The 23,539-nt window shown below is 59.6% G+C and carries 22 protein-coding genes and 1 tRNA gene; 10 read left to right on the forward strand and 13 right to left on the reverse strand.

Features of this window, described 5'->3' with window-relative positions:
• Position 1: 1 nt before the first annotated feature.
• From Q9R30_RS15560 to Q9R30_RS15575, 4 genes are all read right to left on the reverse strand, one after another.
• A complete protein-coding gene (locus Q9R30_RS15560; protein ID WP_311218162.1) occupies positions 2 to 1,045 on the reverse strand; it encodes a hypothetical protein in 1,044 nt (347 codons plus the stop codon).
• 260 nt (positions 1,046 to 1,305) lie between these two features.
• Complete coding sequence (locus tag Q9R30_RS15565) at positions 1,306 to 2,031, reverse strand: hypothetical protein (protein ID WP_311218163.1); 726 nt, start codon at positions 2,029 to 2,031, stop codon at positions 1,306 to 1,308.
• A gap of 11 nt (positions 2,032 to 2,042) precedes the next feature.
• Positions 2,043 to 2,330, reverse strand: coding sequence for a hypothetical protein (locus Q9R30_RS15570; RefSeq protein ID WP_311218164.1), 288 nt, complete (start codon positions 2,328 to 2,330; stop codon positions 2,043 to 2,045).
• Positions 2,331 to 2,343: 13 nt separating this feature from the next.
• Positions 2,344 to 2,937: a DUF6668 family protein gene (locus Q9R30_RS15575; protein ID WP_311218165.1), complete on the reverse strand. Its 594-nt coding sequence runs from the start codon at positions 2,935 to 2,937 to the stop codon at positions 2,344 to 2,346.
• A gap of 167 nt (positions 2,938 to 3,104) precedes the next feature.
• Here Q9R30_RS15575 and Q9R30_RS15580 point away from each other — a divergent pair, with 167 nt between their 5' ends.
• The 8 genes from Q9R30_RS15580 to Q9R30_RS15615 all read left to right on the forward strand — a co-directional run bounded on the left by Q9R30_RS15580 (position 3,105) and on the right by Q9R30_RS15615 (position 10,729).
• A complete protein-coding gene (locus Q9R30_RS15580) occupies positions 3,105 to 3,377 on the forward strand; it encodes a helix-turn-helix domain-containing protein (RefSeq protein ID WP_011689726.1) in 273 nt (90 codons plus the stop codon).
• 33 nt (positions 3,378 to 3,410) lie between these two features.
• The gene (locus Q9R30_RS15585; RefSeq protein WP_311218166.1) at positions 3,411 to 4,493 is read left to right on the forward strand and encodes a CHAP domain-containing protein; all 1,083 of its coding nucleotides are present in this window, start codon (positions 3,411 to 3,413) and stop codon (positions 4,491 to 4,493) included.
• Entirely contained in the window at positions 4,490 to 5,005 is a 516-nt protein-coding gene (locus Q9R30_RS15590) for a hypothetical protein (protein WP_311218167.1), read from the forward strand. The genes Q9R30_RS15585 and Q9R30_RS15590 overlap by 4 nt, the downstream gene beginning before the upstream one ends.
• A 6-nt stretch (positions 5,006 to 5,011) precedes the next feature.
• Complete coding sequence (locus Q9R30_RS15595) at positions 5,012 to 6,475, forward strand: chromosome partitioning protein ParA (RefSeq protein ID WP_311218168.1); 1,464 nt, start codon at positions 5,012 to 5,014, stop codon at positions 6,473 to 6,475.
• Between the two features lie 68 nt (positions 6,476 to 6,543).
• Entirely contained in the window at positions 6,544 to 6,774 is a 231-nt protein-coding gene (locus Q9R30_RS15600) for a hypothetical protein (RefSeq protein ID WP_015062388.1), read from the forward strand.
• Between the two features lie 139 nt (positions 6,775 to 6,913).
• A complete protein-coding gene (locus Q9R30_RS15605; protein WP_311218169.1) occupies positions 6,914 to 8,758 on the forward strand; it encodes a hypothetical protein in 1,845 nt (614 codons plus the stop codon).
• A gap of 877 nt (positions 8,759 to 9,635) precedes the next feature.
• Positions 9,636 to 10,406, forward strand: coding sequence for a ParA family protein (locus Q9R30_RS15610; RefSeq protein ID WP_131685045.1), 771 nt, complete (start codon positions 9,636 to 9,638; stop codon positions 10,404 to 10,406).
• Between the two features lie 197 nt (positions 10,407 to 10,603).
• On the forward strand, positions 10,604 to 10,729 hold the full coding sequence (locus tag Q9R30_RS15615; protein WP_009358100.1) for a hypothetical protein: 126 nt from the start codon (positions 10,604 to 10,606) through the stop codon (positions 10,727 to 10,729).
• Positions 10,730 to 10,955: 226 nt separating this feature from the next.
• On the opposite strand, the gene Q9R30_RS15620 is transcribed toward Q9R30_RS15615, so the two are convergent.
• Positions 10,956 to 11,537, reverse strand: coding sequence for a recombinase family protein (locus tag Q9R30_RS15620; protein ID WP_311218170.1), 582 nt, complete (start codon positions 11,535 to 11,537; stop codon positions 10,956 to 10,958).
• A gap of 167 nt (positions 11,538 to 11,704) precedes the next feature.
• Here Q9R30_RS15620 and Q9R30_RS15625 point away from each other — a divergent pair, with 167 nt between their 5' ends.
• Positions 11,705 to 12,196 carry a UPF0158 family protein gene (locus Q9R30_RS15625; RefSeq protein ID WP_311218171.1) on the forward strand — a complete coding sequence of 164 codons (492 nt, stop codon included), beginning with the start codon at positions 11,705 to 11,707 and terminating at the stop codon, positions 12,194 to 12,196.
• A gap of 186 nt (positions 12,197 to 12,382) precedes the next feature.
• On the opposite strand, the gene Q9R30_RS15630 is transcribed toward Q9R30_RS15625, so the two are convergent.
• Positions 12,383 to 12,820: a hypothetical protein gene (locus Q9R30_RS15630; RefSeq protein ID WP_311218172.1), complete on the reverse strand. Its 438-nt coding sequence runs from the start codon at positions 12,818 to 12,820 to the stop codon at positions 12,383 to 12,385.
• Between the two features lie 19 nt (positions 12,821 to 12,839).
• A complete protein-coding gene (locus Q9R30_RS19380; protein WP_396136738.1) occupies positions 12,840 to 13,532 on the reverse strand; it encodes a hypothetical protein in 693 nt (230 codons plus the stop codon).
• A gap of 177 nt (positions 13,533 to 13,709) precedes the next feature.
• On the opposite strand from Q9R30_RS19380, the gene Q9R30_RS15640 reads away from it, so the two are divergent.
• On the forward strand, positions 13,710 to 15,431 hold the full coding sequence (locus tag Q9R30_RS15640; RefSeq protein ID WP_311218174.1) for a hypothetical protein: 1,722 nt from the start codon (positions 13,710 to 13,712) through the stop codon (positions 15,429 to 15,431).
• Positions 15,432 to 15,618: 187 nt separating this feature from the next.
• Here Q9R30_RS15640 and Q9R30_RS15645 read toward each other — a convergent pair whose 3' ends face one another.
• The 6 genes from Q9R30_RS15645 to Q9R30_RS15670 all read right to left on the reverse strand — a co-directional run bounded on the left by Q9R30_RS15645 (position 15,619) and on the right by Q9R30_RS15670 (position 22,901).
• Entirely contained in the window at positions 15,619 to 18,102 is a 2,484-nt protein-coding gene (locus Q9R30_RS15645) for a DEAD/DEAH box helicase family protein (protein WP_311218175.1), read from the reverse strand.
• Positions 18,099 to 20,186 carry a DNA methyltransferase gene (locus tag Q9R30_RS15650; RefSeq protein ID WP_311218176.1) on the reverse strand — a complete coding sequence of 696 codons (2,088 nt, stop codon included), beginning with the start codon at positions 20,184 to 20,186 and terminating at the stop codon, positions 18,099 to 18,101. Before Q9R30_RS15650 ends, Q9R30_RS15645 begins: the two co-directional genes overlap by 4 nt.
• A gap of 280 nt (positions 20,187 to 20,466) precedes the next feature.
• A tRNA-Gln gene (locus Q9R30_RS15655) sits at positions 20,467 to 20,537 on the reverse strand.
• Positions 20,538 to 21,041: 504 nt separating this feature from the next.
• On the reverse strand, positions 21,042 to 21,314 hold the full coding sequence (locus Q9R30_RS15660; RefSeq protein WP_311218180.1) for a hypothetical protein: 273 nt from the start codon (positions 21,312 to 21,314) through the stop codon (positions 21,042 to 21,044).
• 19 nt (positions 21,315 to 21,333) lie between these two features.
• Positions 21,334 to 21,666 carry a hypothetical protein gene (locus Q9R30_RS15665; protein ID WP_311218177.1) on the reverse strand — a complete coding sequence of 111 codons (333 nt, stop codon included), beginning with the start codon at positions 21,664 to 21,666 and terminating at the stop codon, positions 21,334 to 21,336.
• A gap of 218 nt (positions 21,667 to 21,884) precedes the next feature.
• Entirely contained in the window at positions 21,885 to 22,901 is a 1,017-nt protein-coding gene (locus tag Q9R30_RS15670; protein WP_311218178.1) for an ATP-dependent DNA ligase, read from the reverse strand.
• Positions 22,902 to 23,539: the final 638 nt, after the last annotated feature.

The raw sequence follows: 23,539 nt of genomic DNA on the forward strand, positions 1-23,539 counted from the left end.
CTCAGGCACCCCCCGTGGATTCTTCGCTCATGTCTTTGATGGCCCCGGAAGCGGCCTGGCCTGCTTCAACGCCCTTCTGCGCAGCCAGTACGGCGACTCCGCCGGCACCCGCGGCCACAGCGCCACCGCTAGCGGCCGCTCCGCCGCCTGAAGCAGCACTCCCGGCACCGGTAGATGCAGCGCCAGTGGCTCCGGCGCTCCGGGTACCTGTCTTCCCCGCCGTGCCGGACGTTCCTGCCGTTCCCTGGCTGCCGGTCCCCGACGGGCCTCCCGCTCCAGGGTTCTGGCTCGAGGTGCTGCTGGTTGTCGTCGAGCTGGTGGATGACCCGCCGCCTCGCCCGGCGCTGCCCATGCTGATCGCGCCGGAAGCCAGTGCGCCGACCGCTCCCGCAGCCAGACCGCCACCGCCGCCAGCAACAGCACCAACCATCGGGGTAACGAACCGCATGAGGGCCGGCATGGCGAACAAGGCAATGATCATCAGCGCCAGCCCGGTGACCGTGCTCAGGAGCGCGGAACCAAAGTCCTTGCCGTCACCAACGTTCCCGAAGATCTTGCTGCCACTGAGCTGGAAGGCCGTCGCGTAGACAATGGCGGACGCGGGCTTGTAGAGAATGAAAGCGATCAGCCAGGCTGTGCACTTCTGGAACCAACCCCTGCCGGCCTCGGTGTTGCTAAAAGCTGCAGCCGTAGGGAAGATCCCCGTCAGAACCACGAGCAGGCCACCGCGGACGATCATGAGCACGATCTGCATCACCGAGGCCAGAATCGCGATCAGCCCCAAGAGAATGATCATGATCGACCCGATCGGGCTGGTGGCCGAAAGCGCCAACAAGACCGTGATGTTCTCGTTGAACGAGGTCGCGTTCGTGGAGTTAGTGATGATCCAGGCAGAAAACTGATCAGCCGCGACGGTCAGCAGTCCCACTGCTGCGACACCAGCGCCGGAGACGACGATCAGGGTCGCCAGCGAACGCACCAGATCCCGCAAGGGTGCACCCCTGCGCTCGATCGTCATCTTGGCTGCACCCACGAGGACAGACATCACAGCCAGGGAAGCCGTCCAGAAGTAGAGACTGTTCTGTAGGAACAGCACCGGGTCACTCGCGGTGGACCCTCCCGGGGTTGCGGTTAAAGCGGGGGTTCCCACGTTCACCCAAAATGTCCCGAGTGTTTGGACTGTTTGTCCAACGGCATCGGCAATAGCTTTCGCCATGTTCTTGACCGCATCATTGGCGACATCTTCGATGGCCGCCCCTGCCTGGCAAAAGGGATTTATCGCATTCAAGCCGGAGCAGTCAGCCATTAGACACCGGCCCACTCAACGTAACCACTGAGGTCACTGAGCTGCCGCGCCCCAGTGTCCCCCGTAGCCGGCACAACGAACTTCCAGTCGCCCTCGTACCACTGGAGCGGAACCGGAATGGAGACGAAAGTTCCGTTTGCACCCTTAAAGGCGAGATCAATGACGGCTCGGTCAGCCTCATAAGAGCGGAACGTGAAGCCAGCCAATTGGGCGGTTACGGAGTTTGGGGCAGCTGTTGGCGATGACTTCAGCACCGCATCTCGCTCCGGGCTTGGTACCGCCAACTGCTGATAAACGAGGTCCGCTTTTCCAGCTGAGGACAACGCGGTCATGTTTGCCGCGGCGTACAGGGCTCCCATGGGTGAGTGTGCGAAGCAGGAGCGGAGTCCGTTGGCTTCGGTCTTGCCGGGGCCGAATTGCATGGGCGATGTTGGTGCAGCGATCTTGCCGACCAACTCCCATTTGGCATCGGTGGGTGTAGTGGCTGGTTTGGCCTGGTCGCCGGATGGCAGGCCGCACACGCTGTCTGCCGACGTCGCGGTAGGTTGGCCGCTGCTGGTGCTCGTGCTGGTGGTGCCCGCTTCAGGGGACGTCGTCCCGCCGCCTCTGGGAACCAGGGCCAGGATTATCCCAAGCGCGACAATGATCGCCACGACAACGGCCGAGATGATGAACTTAGGTTTGGTCAGCGGATTCTGGTCTTCGTTCACGGTCGGTTCAGTCATGGCTCGGCTCCTTAGACCAGGGCGCCTACGACGCCGCCAGCGGAGGCTGCCAGGATGCAGCCGCCGAGGACCCATGCCAGACGGCCGGCATGCTCGCCGCCCTCGCCGCGTCGGTTGTTGATCATCATTACCCCGGCGGTGATCAGGATGCCCGCGATGGCCAAGCCGAAGACGATCCATGCGAGCCACTTGAGGATCGTCAGTAAGCCCTCAGAGCCGGGAGGCGCTTCACCTGTGCCAGGGTTCGGAATCTCGGTGATGGCAAAGCTTGACCATTCCATGGCCTTGGAGAACAACATGAGTTTCTACTTTCTACTTGGCCGGGAGTCCGGCGATGGAAGTTACTGCGATATGCACCTGCTCAAGAGTGGTGCGGGCTTCTTTGGGAAGTTCCTCGGTGGCGACGTCATGGCCGTAACGCCACCCGTCTACCCACGGGAAATGCCACATGTGGGGCACTCCCCCACCGACGACGCGAGAGAAGTCGCGGATCTCTTTGGGGAGCCGTCCGGGGGCGTCAGCCATGACCACGAGGCCAGCGACGTGGATCCCGGGAAGAGAACCGGAAGCCCATTCAGTTGCCGCCAACCGTGCTGCACGAAGGCCTGGGATATTGGACCGGGCAACCAAGACGATCACTGATCCGGCGGCCGTCAAAGGCCACTGATGCTCGGCGGCCCTGGTTCTCTTGTCCAGGCGTGCAAGCGACGTTTCGCCGGCGCCGCCATGGACGCCAAGCCACCAAAAGCTCGGTTCCCTTCCCGCAGCGTTCCTTCGGGGAAGCCGGTCCGCTTGGTTCGGCTGCGGAACACTCAGCTGTGGCCTGGTCGCACCCGTAGGGATGAAAGGCGGCTCTTCCGGGATGGCTGGAACGGGTTCGTCGATAGTTTCTGCGCCGAGCGTCACCCAGCGATTCTTTGAGACCGGCATTTCACTTCCCCTAGTAATGTCCGCAAAGATCGTATCGGTACCATCCGACACGAAAGGCCAAAAGTGACCGCCAACAACAGCTTTAGTACCTTTCAGTCACGTCTAGTACATCACAGTACCAATTTGTGGTCTACGATGACTCTATGCGGTGGGACGGACTGAGCGTGGACCCCAAGTACCTGGAAGCACTCTTCGCCAAGTACCCGGAGCGTCTTACGCCGCAGGACCTCGAAGAGATCTTTGGGTTGTCCCGAAACACCGTCTACCGCTGGCTCCAAACCGGAGTGATTCCTGCTTACCAAGTCGAGAAGACATGGTTGATCGCCAGAGATCAAGTCAAGGACTGGGTCTGGGAGAACCGGAACACGCTCAGGAAGGGCCAGACACCAGAAGTGAACGACGAGGACCAGCCCTAGGGCGAAGCAGCCGAGCAGATGTGAGGGGGACACATGCAATCACGAACGAGCGCTCCTGCGCTGGCCGCCGGTGCCGTCCTTGCACCCGTCGGCTTGGTACTGTCCATCATCCTGTTCGGCGGGGGCTCTCAGGCCGCTGCCGATGTTTGCTCACCGACCGGGTCCAGCGTCAGCGTTGACGCAAGCCAGCTGCCCAAGGTGGCTGTGGCCGGCTACGAGGGCGAACAGCTGAAGAACGCGGCCCTGATCATCAACGCAGGCAAAACCCTTGGCCTGTCGGCCCGGGGGCAGACGATCGGTGTCATGACGGCCATGGGCGAATCCGGGCTCCGGGTCCTGGACTACGGCGACGGCCCGGGACCTGACTCCCGGGGACTGTTCCAGCAGCGCGACAACGGCGCGTGGGGGACCTACCCGGACCGTATGAACCCGACGGCCTCAGCCACAAACTTCTTCACCGCCCTGCAGAAGGTCAGCGGGTGGGAACAGCTCGAACCCACCACAGCCGCGCACAGGGTCCAGCGCAACGCCGACCCGTTCCACTACCAGTCCTACTGGGTGCCCGCCGTCGAGGTCGTCGCCGCCCTGGCCGACGTGCAGATCACCGATGCCGGCGGGGAAAGCTCCTGCGGGATCCCTGGCCGATCCGGCAAAGACGATGACTTGCCGTGGCGCACGGCCAAGATCTACGAGCCATCCCCGCTCGGCATGTACAACCGCGAATGCGTCGACTTCGCCCTCTGGCGTGTCAATCAGCAGCTTGGCAGCACCATGGCCCCCTACAAGGTCCTGAACGGCACCTTCCGGTCCGACGGTGCCGTGCTCGGCTCGGCCCTTACCTGGAAGGACGGCTGGGACGCCAAGGGCTGGCCCACCGGTGGAACGCCACGTGTCGGCGCTGTCGTCTGGTACTCCCCCGGCACCGGGGGCGCAGACGGCACCTTTGGCCACGTCGCCATCGTCAAAGCCGTCAACGGAGACGGAAGCTTCCTCGAAGAGGGCTACAACGGAAACCCCGCCCCGAATGACCACACCTACTACACCCGCACTGTAGAGAACGGCACTCCCAGCGCCTTTCTCTACCTGCCCGGCAGCAACTCACCGGAGGAACCATGAAACGCGCTCTAACAGCCCTTGCGGCCCTGCTCGTCTGCACGGCCTGCGCGCCGGTATCCAGCACAACACCCGCGGAACCATCGCCCAGTGTCTCCGCCGCCAGGTCAGCCACTCTCAGCGCAGGCGGTAAGCCCCAAGCTCCCGGCGGCACAGCACCGGCCACCCTGGGTATCCCCTGGGACGAGGCAAGCAAAACAGCCGCGCTGGAAACCGCGACCAAGGCCATGACGCTTTACGCCCGTCCCACGGTCACGGACAAGCAATGGATCCAGGAGCTCGGGCAGCTGCTGACCGCCCAAGCAACCGCTGATTACCAATACGTTGACCCGGCCAACATCCCGGTCACCCGGATCACCGGGCCGGGCCAGCTCAGGATCGATGAGAACAATGGTTTCGGCTGCCATGTCGTTTTTCCCACCGATGCCGGCGACTACGACGTGCAGTTGCTCCGCAGCGCAGCCAACAAGCCCTGGCAGGTCAACCGTTTCACGCCCCCGAACGGCACAAAGTAAGGACAGATGATGGAAACTCAAGCGCTCGACTTCCCCAAGATCAACGCCGTTCTGCGGACCAACGGAACCGGCGAAGTCACCATCAACGGGACCTCCCAAGCGATCGAGGCCGCCGACGAAGCCGCCGTCCTTAGCGAGGCACTACGAATCATCGCTGAAACCGCTGCTCAGCTCGGCCGACCCGTCCGCGTCAGCACCACTGACCCGGACGGGCAGGGCCTCATCATCGTCTCCCCCGAGGGCGTCGTCAGCGAGGCCGCTCCGATCAAGCCCACCTCCCGTCGGGAGCAGGACCCTCTGCCCGTTACGGCAGCCCCTTCGCTGGAAACGGCCAAGGCCACGACCACGGCCGCGCCTGCACCTACGCCTGTTTCGGTCCCTGCTTCCTCTCCGTCCGAGGAGGCGCCGGCACAAGCTGCCGACGCTGCGCCGGTGACCTTCAGTGCAGCCGTTACAGCCGCTCCCGCCGGGGCGCCCGCACGGGCTGCCAGAGCAGCCGCTTTGGAGCCTGCCACTCGGCGCAGCCTCAAAGACACTTCGTTCCTCATTAGCGCGCCAGTGCTCCAGCCGGCCACGCGCGGCTGGCGGGGCGTTCTCAGCCGCTTGGGCTTCCGCATGGACCCATCAGCCGAGGAACTGGCCGAACGGGAAGATATCCGCACAGTGAGCCAGCACTGGCCCGGCCCCCGCACCGTAGCAGTCGTCAACCGCAAGGGCGGAGCGAACAAGACCCCCACCGTCGTGATGCTCAGTGCGATCCTGGCCCGCTACAGCGGCGCAGCGACCGTCGCCTGGGACAACAACGAATCACAGGGCACGCTCGGCTGGCGCACCGAAAAGGGCGGCCACAACAACAGCGTCCTGGATCTCATCGACTCATCAAAGGCGCTGCTCTCCCCCAGCGCCCAAGCAGCAGAAATCGCCCAGTTCGTCCACCACCAGACCTCGGACAAGTTCGACGTCCTGCGCTCAGACGAGAACGAGGAGGGCGACCACGAAGTGACCGCAGAGGAGGTGGACATCGCCCACCAGGTACTCACCCGCTACTACCGTCTGATCGTCATGGACTCCGGAAACACGGCCCGCGCCGCAAATTGGCGGCGAATGATCCACCACACTAACCAGCTCGTGGTCCCCGTGACAGCCATCGAAGACCGCGCCGAGGCCGCGCGCCTGACTCTCCAAACCCTGGAATCCCGCGGCGGCCACGACGCCGAGCTGGCCCGCAACGCCGTCGTCATCGTGTCCGAATCCACCGACGCCAAGCGCAGCATGAGCGGCGACGCCCTCAAACGCGCCAAGGACGAGGCCCGACGGATCGCTGACGGCTTCGCCCCCCATGTACGAGCCGTGGTCCGAATCCCCTACGACCCCGCACTGGTCAATGGCCCCATCCGCTACGACGCCCTCCAACCAGCTACCCAGCGCGCGTGGCTTGCCGCAGCCGCCGCCGTCGCAAAAGGTTTCTAAGAGCGATGAAACCGACACGCCGTACTTTATGTCCAGTCCCCAGCGTTTCAGAAACTAACGTGAGGGGCATGGCAATTCAGAAACGCGCACGCGGAGGACGCCCTTCCAAAGGGGACCGTCATGTTCTGACTACCCGGCTCCCCGTTGCAGACGCAGAAAAGTTGTTCGCTGTAGCAGATCACCAAGGGCAGTCGGCTAGTGAGTTCATCGCACATGCCGTTGCTGAAAAGCTCGCCGCCATCGACATGACATTCGTTGCCGGCCAGGGGGAACTGCCTATCGGCCGTATCGCCTCTTAAAAGAGGAAGGCCCGCACTAGGCGGGCCTTCTCGAAGCATTAAGTCCAGATCCAGTTCTTGGCGGGACACGATCTGAACTTTTACAACACCCACGCTGTGGGTGCCATTTGTGTTACCTCGAAAGGAACTACTGCACACCATGGTACCGGAACCGGTATCGGCGTCAACGCATGCCCTTATGGGTGTCGCGCCGTACGTGAAGCCAGAAGATGCATGGAGCCTTGCTCCGATGATTGCTGGCGCCCCTTCTTACCGATTTGGTCGTTGGATTGGCTCGCGGTTTCAGTACCCCCGGCCGAGCAACGCACCGAAAATCACTCGGGTACTGCCGGAACGTCCTGCGGCGGTAATGGTGCATGGCCCGGATGGCAGTGTTGCCACGCTGTGCCTGGACTTTGACACGTCCAAGGCCCTCAAAGGTGTGGTTGACGCGGACGCTGCCCGGGTGGGGCGGTTGTTGTCGGCGTGCGGGTTGGTTTTTGTTGAGGACTTTTCCCCTAGTGGCGGCCGCCACCTGTACATCCCGCTGCGGGACCGTATCGGCGCAACTGAAGCCAGGGAACTGGTCGAAGCACTCGCACTGATGGCGAGGAGTCTGGATCCGAGTCCGCACCAAAACATCACGGATGGATGTATCCGCGTCCCTGGATCGGTGCACAAGGCTGGCGGGCACCAAACCCTAATCACTCCACTCTCCCAGGCCTACGACATCCTGCGGCGACGCAACCCAGCCTCTGCGCTGATGGAGCTTCGGTCCGCGCTGGCTCCGGAGCTAACCCGGAAGCGCGCACTCAAAGCCCGGGCAGCCAAGACTGTTGCCGGACAGCGAACCGGGATTCTGCCAGCACTACCGCTAAACGCTGGTAGTGAAGCGCCGCTGCGCAAGGTCGCCCGAACTGGCCTGTACGACACGGCCAGGTACAAGGGCCCATCCGAGGCTCGCATGGCCGTGCTGAACCACTTCAGCGCCTGCGGCTGGTCCCTGCAAGACGTCGAGAACGAACTCACCGGCCAGTTCCCGGGGCTGGCCGCCCTATACGGAACCCCGCAACGCCAGGCGCGACTCCTGCCCTACGAGTGGACCAAAGCCCAGTCCCTCACTTCCAACCAAACCCTTCAGAAACGACTCCCCCGTAAACACAGGAAAAAGAGTGCCCCTATTAACAACACAAGCCCAACTTTAACCACAGGGGGGGCAGGGAAACTTAGCAGCGCTGGTGTGCAGCAGCTCGTAAACGATCTGGAAAATGTCCTTTACGCAGTCCTCGATCACAGACTGCAAGCCAGAGGCCGGCAAGGCCTCAGCCTCCGCCTGCTCATTCGTGGGCTATTGGGCTACATGAGAGCCAAGGAAACTGATGTTCTTGATGTTGGATGTCGAACTCTTGCTGTGGCGATGGGAAAACACCACGTCACCATTGCGCGGCTTCTGCCCGTCCTGGTTGCTGCCTCCGATGGAATCCTGACTAAAGTCATGGACGCACGTCACAAAGCCGCCGACGTGTACCTCATCCAGCTCCCCGAGCAGTACCAACAACTAGCCCGCGAACTAGCTTGGCGAAAAGGAAAGATTCATGCCATTCGGCCTGTTTTTCGGGCACTCGGGGATGCTACAGCGCTGGTGTACGAAGCCATCGAACGCGGCCGCCACTCCCCCAAAACTGCGGATCTCGTGCGGGCCACCGGTGTCAGCCGGAATGCATGCTCGGCCGCGTTGGCCGAGATGGAAGCCTTGGGTATGGTCCAACGCCAGGGACACGCGTGGAAGACCACCACAGTCAACTTACGCATGCTCGCGGCACGACTCGGTGTGATGGATGACTACCTTGATCAGATCAGCCGTAACCGGAATGAACGAGCTGCTTGGCACGCCTACCTAGACCGGTTTCGTACCCCCAAGGTCGAAGAGACTGACCTGTTTGATCTAGAACGGGACGAGTACTGGATACCACCCGACGATGCGGCAATTTGGCATGCAGCTTGAGGCCGGAATGACAGGAAAGACTTAGGACTGCATTACGGTGAAGGCCTGCAAGCAAGTCGAGGAGGATCTTCACGATCTCGGGCGTGAATCTCATTGGCTGGCACCCCCCATTGTCTCTGCCTTATGGAAAGCGGCCTAAGACTCTCTTAGTTCTTGCCGCCTGTCGTGAACCCCGCGGTCGGACAAAGGAGCATGCGGAGAGAATCAATCTTGACGTATTTATTATTGTGGCGTTCTACTGTTGCTGGTGGGGCGGCTCTTCTGCGGAACTCTGTGCACCCTCAGGCTTTGGGCCTGGAAGTGTCTTCGGTTAGAAGGGCTGGTAACTCCAGAGTGTCCCCGGCTCAAACGAGTCGGCCCCAATGTTGGCGCTATGAAGACGTCATCGTCACGCAATAGCCCTTGAGTCTTGTGCCCTAGAGTACGGGTGTGTGCCCAGCCCTCTTGGGACTAGCGACATATGAAATAAATCCAGACGTATTTATCGCGTTCTCATGCGGTGGCCGCTAAAGGCGCGACCATGCAGTGCTAGTGGAAGTCCTTGAGGGCCACTCCCGGGCTTTTTTCTGGCGAGCAGCTGGTGGCCCATGTGACGCCCCAGGGATAGTTCTCCGTCGCCTCCTGGAGCCAAGGCGTTGGATCTTGGGAACCGCCCCTCTTCCTCTATAGCTTCGCTTTTATGTAGCGACGCGCCGAGATAAATACGTCATGACGTAAAGATAGACGGATAGATTGATAGCCAGATGTCCAGTTTGAGCTTGGGGCGGACGTGTACCGCCTCGGCACTAATAAATACGTCATGACATAAAGATAGATTGATTGACGGATTGATAGATGGGCAGACAGCCAGATTTATTAATTGCAATTGAGGTGACACGTGAAAGTAACTGCGATAGGGAACCGAAAGGGCGGAGTCGGTAAGACCTCTGTGACATTGGGTCTTGCCACCGGCCTGAAGTTGATTGGCAAAAAAGTGCTGGTGATCGACCTGGATCCTCAGGCAAACGTCACCGAAGCACTTGAAGGTTCCGGTGAGTTCGACGTTTTCGACGTGTTGTATGGGGGAGATGCCGGCACTTTGGGTCAGGCCATCACCGAGACCTCTTGGCCTGGCATTGATCTCATTCCGAGCTCCGAATCGCTTGCGCGGCTGGAATCGGAAAGCATCATGACACCAGAGTTGCGGTTGAAGACCGCCGCCTGGGGCGCTGAGGAATTGATGGCATACGATCACATTCTTCTGGATCTTCCTCCCGCGTTGGGTCGTCTTACGCTCAATGGCCTTATTTGGGCTGATCGAGTCCTTGCCATAACGGAGCCTGCGGCCTTCTCGGTGAAAGGCGTCACCGAATTCCTGGAGACAGTGAAGAAAGTGCAGTCGTTACCGCACCTGAATCCGGCACTTGAGTTCCTAGGAATCATCATCAACAAGACCAGTTCGCCCCTGACAGGGGAGCATGCCTTCCAAATCGGCGAACTGGAGGCTGCCTATGGGCAAGACGTAAGGAGTCCTCACCTTCCGCTCAGGACCGCCATGCAGGACTCTGTCAGTTCGAGAGCCCCTCTTACAAAGCTCAACAGCAGGGGAGCTGTAATCATGACCGAAAAGTTCATCGAGCATGCTCGCTTTATCGATGGAGTCAACTGATGCCAGTAGAGAGAAAATCAGCGATCCGCAAGGCACCCGCTGCGGACGTAGTCGATGTTCTGACCTCCCGAAGCGACAGTAGGCAAGAGCGGTCTACGGAACCTTCGCGTGCACAGTCACCTGACCCGCTAGAGGTTGCTCCTCGAGCATCGACAAACAGGCGGCCTGGACCCGGCCGTCCTCGAAGCAAACGTCGGATGGAACCTTTCTCCTCAAAGATCGAAATCGAACTCAGAGACGAGATGGATGACTATGTGGCCGAGCACGGACTTTCGATCATCGACTTCCTGGATGAGGCGGTCAGGGACCGCCTCAAAAAATAATTACGTCTTGACGTAATTATTAGCCACTAACTGCCGTGTCCGAGGGTAGTCAATAACAACCGTTTCTGACCCGCCTCCGGCATGCCTACTGTCGTTTTCACAAGTCGGCTGCACAAACGCCCGCGGAATTCCGGGGTTGTGCAGACGAGTAGGGATATTGAAATTTCAGAAGGGCCTGCACGAGAGCGCACTCTGCTCAACAGTCCTCTGCACCAAGCTGCCGGACCTACTTCTTTGGCGCCTGTGTCTCTCCTGTTGCCGGGACCCATCGGTAGAGGGTGGGGACGGAGACTCCTAGGGTGTCGGCGACCTCCCGCGGCGGTGTTCCTTGTTTGAGGAGTTTGCGGGCTGAGCGGATCTTGGCATCTGTCATGATGCGTTTGCGGCCGCCGACCCGTCCTTGTTGGCGTGCGGCCTGTAGGCCGGCCTGCGTGCGTTCGACCATGAGTTCCCGTTCCATCTGGGCGAGGGACGCCATGACGTTGAAAAAGAAGCGTCCGGAGGCCGTTGTGGTGTCGATGGCGTCAGTGAGGCTGACGAATCCTACGCCGCGGTCGTTCAGTCCGCCGGCGAAGTCCAGGAGGTCTTTCACGCTCCGGCCCAGGCGCTCCAGCTTCCACACCACCAGAGTGTCACCGTGGCGCAGGTTGTCCAGAGCCTGGTCGAGGCCGGGGCGTTGGGACTTGGTGCCGCTGATGGTGTCTTTGTAGATCTTGTCGCATCCGGCCTTATTCAGGGCTTCGACCTGCAGGTCCAGGTTCTGGTCCCGGTTGGAGACCCGGGCGTAGCCGATGCGGTGTGTGGCCATAGGGGTGTTTTCTTCTCAAAACTCGGTTCGGCGTCTTAGTTCGACTGTACCGTTTCGAGAACTATTTGTGAGAACACACGCGGGGGTTGCCCGGTTGGCGCTAGAGCACAGGCGTCAGGAAGCCGAGCCGGTGGCGATGTCGGTCATCGACCGGCTGACTTGGCGCGGTGGCGCTGGTGACCAGCTGCTGGCGGAGGGACTTGCTGGCAGGTTTGCACCGCGTGCCGCTGACTGGCCGGGTAGTGCCGGTAGACCTGGACATGCTCACCACCGTGCTGGAAGGGGATCTCGACCTGTCGACGGGCGGCTACGTTGACCTGCACACCGGGCAGGTATACGACGACAGCGCCACTGATCAGATGTTGGTCGAGGAGGGCGCCGCCATCGACGTGGAGGAGGAGCCGGACCGTTGGCTTCGAGTCCTTCGCGCCGGTTCCCGGAATGCCTGGCAGGACATGGCTGCATTCGCCGAGCGGCAGCATGACCAGGCCATCCGACAGCGGCTGGAGCGTGTTATCGAAGGCAAAGGTGCCTTCTCGAGGTTCCGCGACCTCGTCCACGGTGAGAATCTTAACGAACAGTGGTATGCCTTTTCCACAGACCGCCAGGTGGGCCGTGCCCGCGAGTTCCTCGGTGAAAATGGTGTTCGTGTTGGCTGACGAACTGGGGTCCGTCTGGGGGCAGTGAGACCCCCGGGCTGCCCGCCTGCTTGAAATGCGGGATCAGTCATCTGGGCTTCTTTGCCCACCATGGATTCTGTCTGCTGGAACGACTTGCGGAGGTCAGGTGCCATGCGTTGCAAACATTGCATGGATAGGCACGGACAGGCAGCTTTTCCGCGTCTTTCAAGGATGGTTTTCAGCGCACGGCGTGCTGCTCCAGAGTTGGGATACGGCCTTTTTGAGCCGGCATGAAGTTCCTCCCTTACCGTGGCCGATGGATTGACCGGAGAAGATACTGCTGGCAAGCAGCACTCCAGTCGCAGCCATGAGCAGGCCACCCAGGCTCAGTATTCCGGAACCTGTGTTGTGGAGGGCACTGGCCTCAGCGAGCAAGACGTCCTTGTCTCTTACCTCAACCCCGGACGGCCAATTAGGTTGCTGAAGGAGCAGGTCAGCGCATCCCGGCGGCCCGGTTGGCGTGCACTCAGTGTTGTAGGTGGCTCGGGCAAACCATCGTCCCGCTTCTTCATAGGCAAGGCTCGCGCTAAAAAAGCAGAGACGACCTGCAAGGAAGGCAATCGTCACGGCGGTGCCTGCAATCCATCGAAGAATCCTTTTCATGCCGGGTCCTCCAAGGGTTTTAGCCTCGGCCGGTTGCAAGTTTGAAAATTGCTTTCTCGACCTGAACTCGGGTGCGTCCGTACTGGTCTCCCCAGTCGGTGAGTAATTCCAGATAGTCCGCGTACGAGGGTGACTTGTCTGCATCCAGAGAAATGTCGGCGTGCTCACGCAGCCAGTCAACTATCCGCTTATCGAGGATGGGAGCTGCAGCAGCGTCGTCGGGCCCCTGCAAGGCCGAACTGAAGTAAAGCCATTTGGTGAAGTACGACGGGCCGAGGTGTTTTATTCGTCCGGCATTGTTCATCAGCCTGAATGCGCCGAGGGGACCGTCTTTACGGACCGCCCGGGCGCCGGCGTCCAAGCGCTCGGCGACAGTCGGATCTACTGGCAATTGCAGGGCGTCATCGCTCCTGTTGTCGATTTGCGTGAGCGCCCACCTGGTACGCACGGGACCCAGGCCTGTCGTACCCCATCCCCAAACCATTGCAGGTATAAATGCGGATAGCACTCGCCCCTGGGCGAGTTCGGACAGGACGACGGCCCGCGTGGACTGACGGTCGACCCTGTCCGGAAGCTGATCCAGGGTTCTAAGGACGTCGGGCAAATCGTGCATGTGTTCCCGCCACTTGTCCCGAATCCAAGGAAAGGACCCTTGTGTTGCAGGCTCTTCTCCCAGTGGTCCGACGAGGAGAGGGGGAACATTTGGACTCATGGTGCCAGTGTCGCGTAGAGCAACTCAGAACGGCATTAACGCCACGGAGTTGGGTCTGATAGTTAGGGAGCCACTTCGACCGAGCGAGTGCCCTGGCCGGCTCGCTTTCACTCCAAGGAAGTGGGACACTGCCCCTCGTGCAACTGCTTATAGCTTGATCAAACCTAAGCTGGGTGCATGCCAGATCCCGGCTCATTGCCTTCACCTTTCCCGATGCATATCCCGGGAATTCGAACATATGCAACGGCCTCCGAATTACTAGGAGAACGTGCACCCCTAGAGATTCGGATCGCATTCTGGGAGCAACTTTCCAGTGGGCAGGCGTTATCCCTCATTGCTCAGATCCTCACGGATATTGAGGTTCGCGCAACCCTCTCAGATGGAACGAACGCGGAGCTGGACCGGAAGTGGGCTGCAAAGGTTCGAAACCCTCGATTGCGGACCTACCTTGAAATCGGCTCGACCTTTGGCGTTACGTTGTTTGCTCCGCAGATGCTTCTGCTCGCTGCCAAGGAAGCTCTCTTGTACTGCCCGGAAGGTCCGGCCAAAGAGTCTGTGGACGGACTCGACATGCTGGTGATCTGCTTGCTCGGTATAGCAGACGACAATGATCAAGGACCAAAGGACGCAGGTGGGGCGACGTGGGGCGGCATGGATGTGTCGCTGGCTAGCGAGCTGATCGCAAACTATCACTTCAATCGAACTCTTTGGGTTGGTCGCCAGTTAGTTTGGTTTGAACGAACGTGGTTTCGAAACTGGCCAAAGCGAACGAAAACGGCCGAGACTGTGGGGGGCGAACCTCAGGAGCTTTTTCATGAAGCGACCGGGGTTGAATTAGTTGATTTCGCTGCTGTCGCGTTCAACATCTATGCACAGGCATCCGTTCACGGGCATGTACGTTTCCCGGATAAGTTCTTTACGACACTGGGTTTGCCACTGGAAGCGATCGAACACTTCCTGGCCGTGACATCTTATCCAGTGGCCGAGATCCGAAAGCTGATCCGTAATGATGCGGCCGCGCCGGGGTCGTCTAGGTTTCAGTTCGATGCATTCCGGCGCTACCCTCTCATCCGGTTGGAGTCGGGAGAGCTACTTATGCTGAGCCCGAACTTCGTGATGCAGCGTGCCTTGAGTGAGACCACGTTTTGGGATGTCCGTCAGTATCTCAGGAATGTTGACCGGAAACGCGAAGAGGCTTTCCATCAGTGCACCAGGGACATCCTCGAATATGAGGCAGGTGCTGCTCTACGCAGGATCTTTTTCAAGAGAAAGCTGCAGGTCTTTGATGAAGAACGCCTGCGGAAGAGGCTCGCGGAGGGCAGGAAAGATTTGCCCCGTATTTGCGACTACGCGGTTCGATCGGGCCACACTTGGTTGCTGATCGAAGTCACCGAGAGGGCGATGCCCCGTCCCGTTGTCTTTGCCAATGCATCCAGCCTCGCGCTGGACGATGAACTTGATAAGGTCCTGACCGCACGCAAAGCGCAGCAACTGTCGTCCACCATCAGCTTGCTCGAGGAAGAGGCCCGCCTCCACGGTGAAGGGCACTATACCTGTGTCCCGTTAGTGCTGACGGGTGAAACGGGGCTGCCCTGGACCATACCGGTTCAACGACGGGCTCAGGAACGCCTACTGTCCCTGGGGCATTCCGAGGAGTTCAGCGCTGCGGTCGCCATGATCACTCTCAAAGACCTGATCATGTTGGAGAATGCCGCCGACCTTGGCCATGACATCCTCGAGATTTTGGTTTCGTGGAGAAGGGATAGCCCTTCGTTCCCGCTGGACCAGCACCTCCAACAGAGGGGGGTCCCTCTCAACTCCCCTGGATGGGAGAGGAACCGTGTTTCAAAGGTTGTTAGAAGCTTTGCGAAGAGGATGGGTTCGTCAAATGTGGGTTGAAGTGAGCATCTGCTGGCTACCTAGAGGGCTGTCCCGGGTTCAAGGAAATGGGACACCTCGGTGTGTACCGGTTTAGCAGCCACTCTGCATGTAAGCCCCGAAAAACCTAGGATCATTGACCGGCTCTCCTCACGCTGTTGGGCGGTAGTCGTCCGCAGCGGAGGTTGTCTGTCCCCTCCTATTGCCCCTAGGAAAGGTAGCCTCCGTGTTCTTCGTATGTGGAGAGTACGTTCTCTCCATAGTTGGCTTCCACTGCTTCTCTGACAGTCGGAGACTTCAGATCGAGGGCGACGAGGCGTCCTTCTTGGTCCTCAATGACCGACTCAATGCGTGCAAACAGTTCTCCGTGTGCTTCCGCATAACGGGCGAGCCCTTTCAGCTTCGCCGCTGCGTCTTGATAGTTGTATCCATGCGGGTCGACTATCGAGGGACGGATTCCCCCATCTGTGGAGTGGAAGAAGATGAAATCTGGATACATTGGTCTGTCGTGATGGGGTCCAGGATAAGGAACCCTTAGTGCAGCATCCGTCCCGGTGGGGTTCCGATACCAGCCAACGAGGTCTTGGTCAGCTAGTTCAAGATTTAGAACGGCTGCTTCCCATCCCCTAAATTCCTTGGGATATGCTCCCCTGCTGTCGGATAGGAGGTGCTTCCGCCAGTTGTGGGTGGTTTCCTGGACAACGTCATTATTCGGCGGAACGAGTATAGATAGCTCAGAGTCTCGGGCTTCACGTCGGATCGGTTCATACTGAGCGCGCAGCCGATCTGGCAAACGCGATATTGAGCCATGGTGCTCCCGCAACCACTCGCGAACCAAACTTTCGGCGGCCGACTCGACTCCTGCTATGACCTCAGGGTGGAGAGCGAGGGCTGCGACCTCGGCTTTCGCGGCCAGAGGATCCCAGTCGTCACCCTGACTATCTACCAACCTGTTCCAGTAGGCGAGGGCGATGCCCTCCGGCAGCTTCCGCTTGGCCACCCTAAATAGATCCTCGACATTGTTGCTGTCGAGATTCATCTCGTAAGTTCCCTCGAAGAGGGTCAAGTCCGCGATGGACTCTGCGGCCAACAGCGCCACCGATCGCTCAACTCGTAGACTCCGGATCTGGCGAAGACTTCTTTCAAAGGTTCCGTCCGCTTCCAACCGCAGTCTGTGTGCCTCCAGCGTTCCAACAAGGTGGAGACGGACATGATTGATGGCGTCTTCGACCACATGGTCGCCCACCAAAAGCGCGGCTAAACGGAAAAGCCTGGACACTTGGGTGCGGTAAATCTTCCCGGGGACTATGTAGGTGGGGATAGAGGCAAGGATTTCAGCCACCACCGCTGGTACTTCGCTGTTCCGCTGCAGGTACACCGGGTTGGAAATCATCGGGACGGGCGGCTCATCATTCTGACCAGAGGCGAATGAGTCAACGATGGATTGCACTTGGTCTCTGTTGAAGTAGGGCAAAAATATGTTGACTGTGTTCAACACTTTGTTTGCCGCTATGCGCCTCGCCAAGGGAGTGCGAACCATACGCCCGATCAATTGCGTGATGTACGTATGGTCCTGGGCGCGGCGGAAAGAGACCAGCACTTCAGCGCGGGGGCAGTCCCACCCGGTTGAGATGGCATCCTTGCAAAGAACCACCCGCACCTCAGTGTTGTCCTGTATGTCCTGCGGAAGCATATAGCGAATTGTGCGCGATCCAATGCTCAGCGATGACCGCTCGCCAAAAGTGTTCACGACGTTCTGCTCTAGAAGCCCTGGCCAAGAGCCAAAGACCGAATCCAACAATTCTTCCAGTTCGGCGTCCGTAGGGCTGTTGCCGATCTGAACGACCAGTACCGGCAAAACGGCAGTGTCACTCTCTGATGTAGCGTGTTGCTCCCACGCCGCCGCAAAGTCCAGAGTTTTCCCGACAGCCGCTCGAACCAAAGTGGTATCGCCTGTTGGCTGCGATGCCGCAGGGTTGTCGAGCAAGATCAAATCTTTGAGCAAGCCAGAGGACCTGACATCAGCAATAGCTACCGAAACCTTTTTTGAGTTCCGCTGCGCCATTGCTGCGTCAAATCGGTGAGGAGTGGCAGAGATACCCCACACAATAGGTGCCGGCCTCGTGCCATTCTGACCATTCAGGATCCGGGAAACGATGGTTTCCCTATCACCCTCTGCTCTCATCCCGCGGTGTGCCTCGTCAATCACTACGTAGAAGCGGGACCCTCGACCGGCAATAGTCCCAGCGATTGTGTCCCACAGCGAGGTAGTGCGGCCATTGATGTTGCTGCGTGTCAGAGGATTAGATCTGGCCAACTTCTGGATGTTGAGGAAGTAAACCTTGCCTGGATCAAAAGTCTGCTGATCGAAGGATGAATCGATGGTTACCAGCTGGGCGGGTCCCAAGTCGGAGGCAGACAACATTTTTTGTTTGGTCTGTTCATTCAGTGCAGGATCATCGGTCACCCATAGAACAGTCGCTTCAGGATCCTCTGCAACCAGGTCTGATCCGTTAAAAAGGGCTTCAATGACGGCAGAAGCTATAACGGTCTTACCAGCTCCGGTCGGAGCTGAAAGAGTTACAGCGTACTGTTCATCGGGGTCCTCGCTGTGATCACGAGTCGCTTTTCGCAGGGCCTTAACCACGTCGCGGAAAGCCGCTTCCTGGTAGTCCTTAAGGGTGAACCTCACGCCCGTACCTCCGTATTGATGCGGAATGTTCGAAGATAGTCTTCATACAACTGGGTAGCTTCCACATGGTCCGGCAGCTCGGTATGAACCTGCTGGTAGACGGATTTGCTGTCGGTAACGACAAACACGTGGGTCAATGTCGATCTGCTGGAAACCTCAAGAACGAAATCGCGCCACTTCTCTTCGTCGAAGAGAATTCCGTACGTTCCGTTCTCCGAAATCGCCCAAGCCTCAGATGGGGTATCAATGCGTTGACCGCAAGCTCCCGCCCTGAGCCACAGAAGCGGAGCCACCATTTCAAACTTCCGCCCCATGCTGATGAGATCAGGATCTTCATAAGTCAGGTCAAAAAATTCAATGTTTTCATCGAACCCCGCTGCTAAGGCAGTTCCGTTGAGATAGCTTCCTGGGGCTGGGTCTCCCGTGTGCGTGAGGCCGGTGAATGCGGCTTCCAACCGTGGACGCGTTACATGCTCGAAGATTCCCAGGGCCTCCCATTCCGGATCGCCGGGTACGTGCCCGGCTTCCCTTAGCTGTCGGGCCTCGTCAGGGGATACTTCGTTGTTAGTCACCACTATTGAGCGCCGCCGCCCACCATCTTCAGCATTGAGGTAGGCCGTTGCGTGAGCAGTGGTTCCGGAGCCGCCGAAGAAGTCGAGAATCAGAGCGTTCGGTTTGGATCCAACCATCAGGCGCAGCGTGTCTACTACCGCGTACAGGGATTTCGGGAATGGAAATGATCGGCCTGGGATCAGAGCACGAAGAAGTCCGCTCCCGTAGCTCCCGGCGTTATGTCGGGATCTGTTCCACATTGTTTTGCCGCTTACTACTCGCTGTTGGCGCTCAGACAGCAGGACGGCACCGTTCTCGTCCCTGCCTGTAATCTCCAGCGCCCCGGATTCAATGCGCTCCCGTTGCCCTTTGAATAGGTACTTAATAGCCCACTGGTCCCGGCGGCGGTTATACGCTCCAAGTTTCAGATAGCCCTGGTCAAGGAGATCCTGTGACCCGATCTTGCCTGTTTGCCATCTTCCCTCACTGCCGTCTGTACGGAGGGGCCATACGGCTACTAGCCCGGCAGGAGCTTCAACATCTGTACGGGATTCACTTGCTTCCAGGGGTCGCCCAATTTCGACCACTCGCTTGAGTGCTGGATCCACAAAAAAGGGGTAGAACATCCCCGGCCGGTCGTACCTGCTCGCATCTGTGCCGCGCCGAAGGAGGCTGGCCCAATGATCCGCTTCTCCGGTTGACGTTGTTTCTTGCTCGTCGTTAAACAGATTGTCAGCTACGGGGCTTGGTTTAGCCGACCCAAAGTAGACGAAGAAGGCGTATTCTTCAACGCTAGACAGCTGCCCGTTTTTGGAGACTCCCTTCCCGTTGATGGCGATGGTGACCATTTGCCGCGTGGTCTCCGGGAAGAGCTGTTCCAAGAGGACGCCGAGGTGATGCACCTCGTTCTCATCGATGGTGATCACTAGAACAGAGTCCGCAGGATTCAGCAGACGCTCGGCAAGCTCCAGCCGGCGTTGCATGAACGCAAGCCATTTGCTGTGGCGGTAGTCATCGATGCCATCTACATAGTCGTTGTTGTACTTCCAGTCTCTCGCACCAGTGTTGTACGGGGGATCGATGTAAATCGCATCCACTTTTTTCTCGTATGCGTACAGCAGGGTTTCCAGGGCATGAAAGTTCTCGGAGTTGATGACGCTATGGAATGGCTTGTCAGAGCTTTTCGAAACGAGGCCGCGGGATTGAAGTCCCGGGTAGATTGCCTCACCGAATTCACGAATGACCACGAGGTCCTTCACTAAAGCGGTTGACGAATTTTCACCTGACTCCAGTGAGGCAACCTCGCCCCTTACCGCTGTTACCCGCCATTCGGAGGTGTCGGTCGCGACGATGGGCCGAACGGTGCAACCGGGACGAATTCTGTAGTTGGGAAGCTCGACTACTTCCGGCTTGTGCTCTTGGAAGACGAGTCCGAAATCTCTACGTTGTAGGAGGCCGTCCACCTGTTCGCGAAGTAGACGCTTCAACTCTGGATCGGACACCTTGTCGATCAGCGCGTCAATATGTGCCATGCTCCACCCCTCAAATTTCGGCGCACTCCTGTACCAGGGCGCGTCTCGCTTCTTGTTGCCGAGGGGTTAGAACCAGAAGCTTTTCCCTCCAAGCTCGGTCCCTAATATATGTCGAATGGCAGGCCCCCTTCTCATCGACCCTTGATGGGTCTCCTCGGTCTCAGGATCGTAGTGGTCCCTGCTTCAGACAGCCGGCTCCGCCGGCCGCGGCGCAGAAGTTCCACCGTTGGACCGGAATCGACTGTAGCGACAGGACCAGACCCGGATATTCGACTGGAAGCTCCCCGACGAGGATTCGAACCTCGACTATCGGCTCCAAAGGCCAGTGTGCTGCCATTACACCATCGGGGAAAGCAGCCGCTTGACAAAGAAACTGAGTGTCAGCTGGTACGAGAATAGCGGCAAGCTAGGATTCTTTACGTGAGCGATAGCCCGGGCCTCTTTGATCTTCCAAGTCAGCCAGCCTTTGCGGCATTGCAAGAAATGCTAATTCGGCCCGAACAGGTCCAGCAGATCCGGGACGCCTGGTATGACCGACCAAGGGGAGCGGAAGGCGCTAGTCGATTCCATCCTTACTCGTGACGTCAGCTCTCTTCGCGAGCTACATGCTGTTGAGGCACGGCGAATCCTGACAGTTATCGAACAACGAGGATCGTATAAGCCAAAGTCTTCCCGTTCCGCTTGGGACGATCGGGAAGAGGAAACCTGGATAGACAAGCTCTAGTCGTAGCTCGTTATAGCCATTGATGAAGCCTCAGCCGCTGCTCGACAGGACCCCTTCAAGCCCCGGTCGGTTTGGAGGGGTCTTTAAGCACTAGATCCGAGCCAGGACGCAACTGGCCGATGGGGGGGGGATTAGTCGTCAGTGATGGTCTCCAGCAGCCACTGCTCCGACAGCGGGTCCCGCCGCAGCTCGAAGGTCCGCAGGACTGAGTTGGATGAGAGTTTCACCTGGACCCTCCAGAACTCGATGTCCACGACGTTTCCGACGCCGACCGGAACAGTTCGCTGGGTCTCCCACCAGGAGTCCCTGGTGAACCAGTGCAGCGGCTCCGCTGCGACCGCCCACACCCGTCCGTCGTAGCGGACTGCCAGGGGAGTGCCGGCCGCCGTGAAGCGGACGTCCACGGGGGCGTCTATGGGTGTTTCACTTACTGTTGCTGTCACGGTTGGTCCGCTCTCCCAAATTCCTGTTCATCATGTCTTCCCGGCGGGTGACCGCCGAGCTCCACACCCAGGTCCGGTACGTCACCGGGCCGTCCTTCCAAGTCACTTCGGCCGCTTTCGCTGTCCATGCGAAGACTTCCCCGTCCACGAGCTCCGCGCAGTTCGGGAACCGGATCCACGCCTTCACCGGGATCCCGGGGTACCCGTTTTTAGCGGGGAAGTGCTCGAAATCGAGCTCTTCCACGGTCAGCCCGATCGGGCCGGCGCGGCGCGCGTACTGCGCCTGCAGCGCGGCAGCTTGCTCCGGTCCCATAACACAACCTTAGAACATACATTCGAATAGACACGCCAATAAAAAGCGGCCGTCCAAGCCGCAGGTTTCATTGTGGGGGGAGGGGTACGACAAAGAACGGTTCTTGAGCAATCGCACCGTGGAAACCGGAGCGGGTTATGCCCATTGTGGGCAGGTGGAGACCGGAGGATGAATCTCAAAGCTGTCCACACTGGGTGTAACCCGCCGCGGCGCCGTCGTCAGCGGTGCCTGTTGTTGAGTTCAGGGGGAACGCTGACTTCTGCAGGGTTCAGCTCGGGCCTGACACGCTTCAAAGTGACGGGGTGTCGAAAGGACGTGCCGGACCAGGCGACGTCGGCTGAGACCTCGACCACGACTGGTTCGATCAGTGTCAGCCGGACGGGACCTTTGTCCTTGCTGAATCTGTTCAGGGAGGATTCGCTGATCTCTTCGGGCCAGGGGTGCCTGGGTCCGGCGGGGTGGAGGTGGCGGCCCAGTTCACGACCGGCCTTCGTGGACAGGAGGGTCGAGCGGCCGACAATCTTCAGTTCGCCGCCGATGGGCAGGCCGGCGATGATGGCCTGTGGTTGGGTCACGGACCCGATCACGGCCGAGCACACCACGTCCCAAATATCTTTGTGCTTGAGCTTCAGCCAGATCCTGGCGGCCTCGTAGGGCTGGGAGCCTTTGAACACGAGTCCTTCGATTCCTGTCGCGGGAAGATCCGGCAGCCAGGTCTTTGCCAGGTCCATGTCTCTGGTGATGGGGGAGAGGTGCAATGGTGGGGCCCAGTCCCGGGCGAGCTCCTCGAGCAGCTGCCGGCGCCCGGTGAATGGCACACCCCGGGTGTCTTGCCCTGCTACGGCCAGAACATCGAAGGCCACGAACGACGCGGGCATCTCATTGGCCAGGGCTGGAAGCGCGGCCCTGGAGGTGACCATGCGCTGCTGCAGCGCATCGAAATCCAGCCGGTCCCGGTTCCAAATGACGGCTTCACCATCCAGGACCACACCGGGAGGCAACTGCTCTGCGAGAGCGGCAGCTGCGTCCGGCAGGATTCGGGTAAGTTCCTTGCCCTGTCTGGACCACAGCGTCACCTTGCCGCCGTCATTAAAGGCGGTAGTGCGGAAACCGTCGAATTTGGGTTCGGCGTTCAGGCCGCCGGGCAGTGCGTTGGGGCCGGGGAAGGCCTTGACGAGTTTCGCCAGGGCCACCGCGACCGGTGGGTGCAGTGCCGGCGGAAGGGACTCGGCCATGGGCCCAGCTTAAAGGAGAAACCAGCACGAACGTCCCTGCTGGCTTTTACTTGGCCGTAGGACCTTCCGTAGCAGCGTCCTCCGCGTCAACGCGGCGGAGTAACGCCGCCATGCTCCGCACAGCTGCCGGATCTTCCTGCCAGGGCTTCCCGCCCCGTGAGCAGGCATGAAAACCGGTGGCAGCTGACTCTTTCGCCGCCTCGGCGAGTTCGGCCCACGCCGCTTTCAGATCTGCCACCTGCTCAGGAGTCAACGGCTCCTTCGGCTCAATGGCCGCTGCGAAGGCGGGGCTACCAGCAGCCGCTGCCGGCTTGCGCCGACGGGCGAACCAGCTCCACAGACCCATCGGCTTTCCCTTCGTATCAACACTCTAATGACCGCGCAGGTCGAAGCAGAGGGCCGCAACCGGTGGGAATGGGCCCTCTGCCCTGGGGTGTAAACATCCTGCTGCTTACGCCTTCGAGCATGCCATACCGGTAGTGATGGTGCATGCTCGCAGGGCTCGCACCTGTTTGGGCGTCCGCTGGCGCGGCCGGCTGTTGGGGCCAGGTGGCGCCGTCGCAGAGCTCCGGACCCCCTGGCCTGGCCCTGTGTGTCTGCGACGCTTTTTGGCTGCTGTCCTGACGGATTGTACGTGT

Source organism: Arthrobacter sp. AB6 (genome assembly GCF_031844545.1).
In the GTDB taxonomy this organism is placed as follows: domain Bacteria; phylum Actinomycetota; class Actinomycetes; order Actinomycetales; family Micrococcaceae; genus Arthrobacter.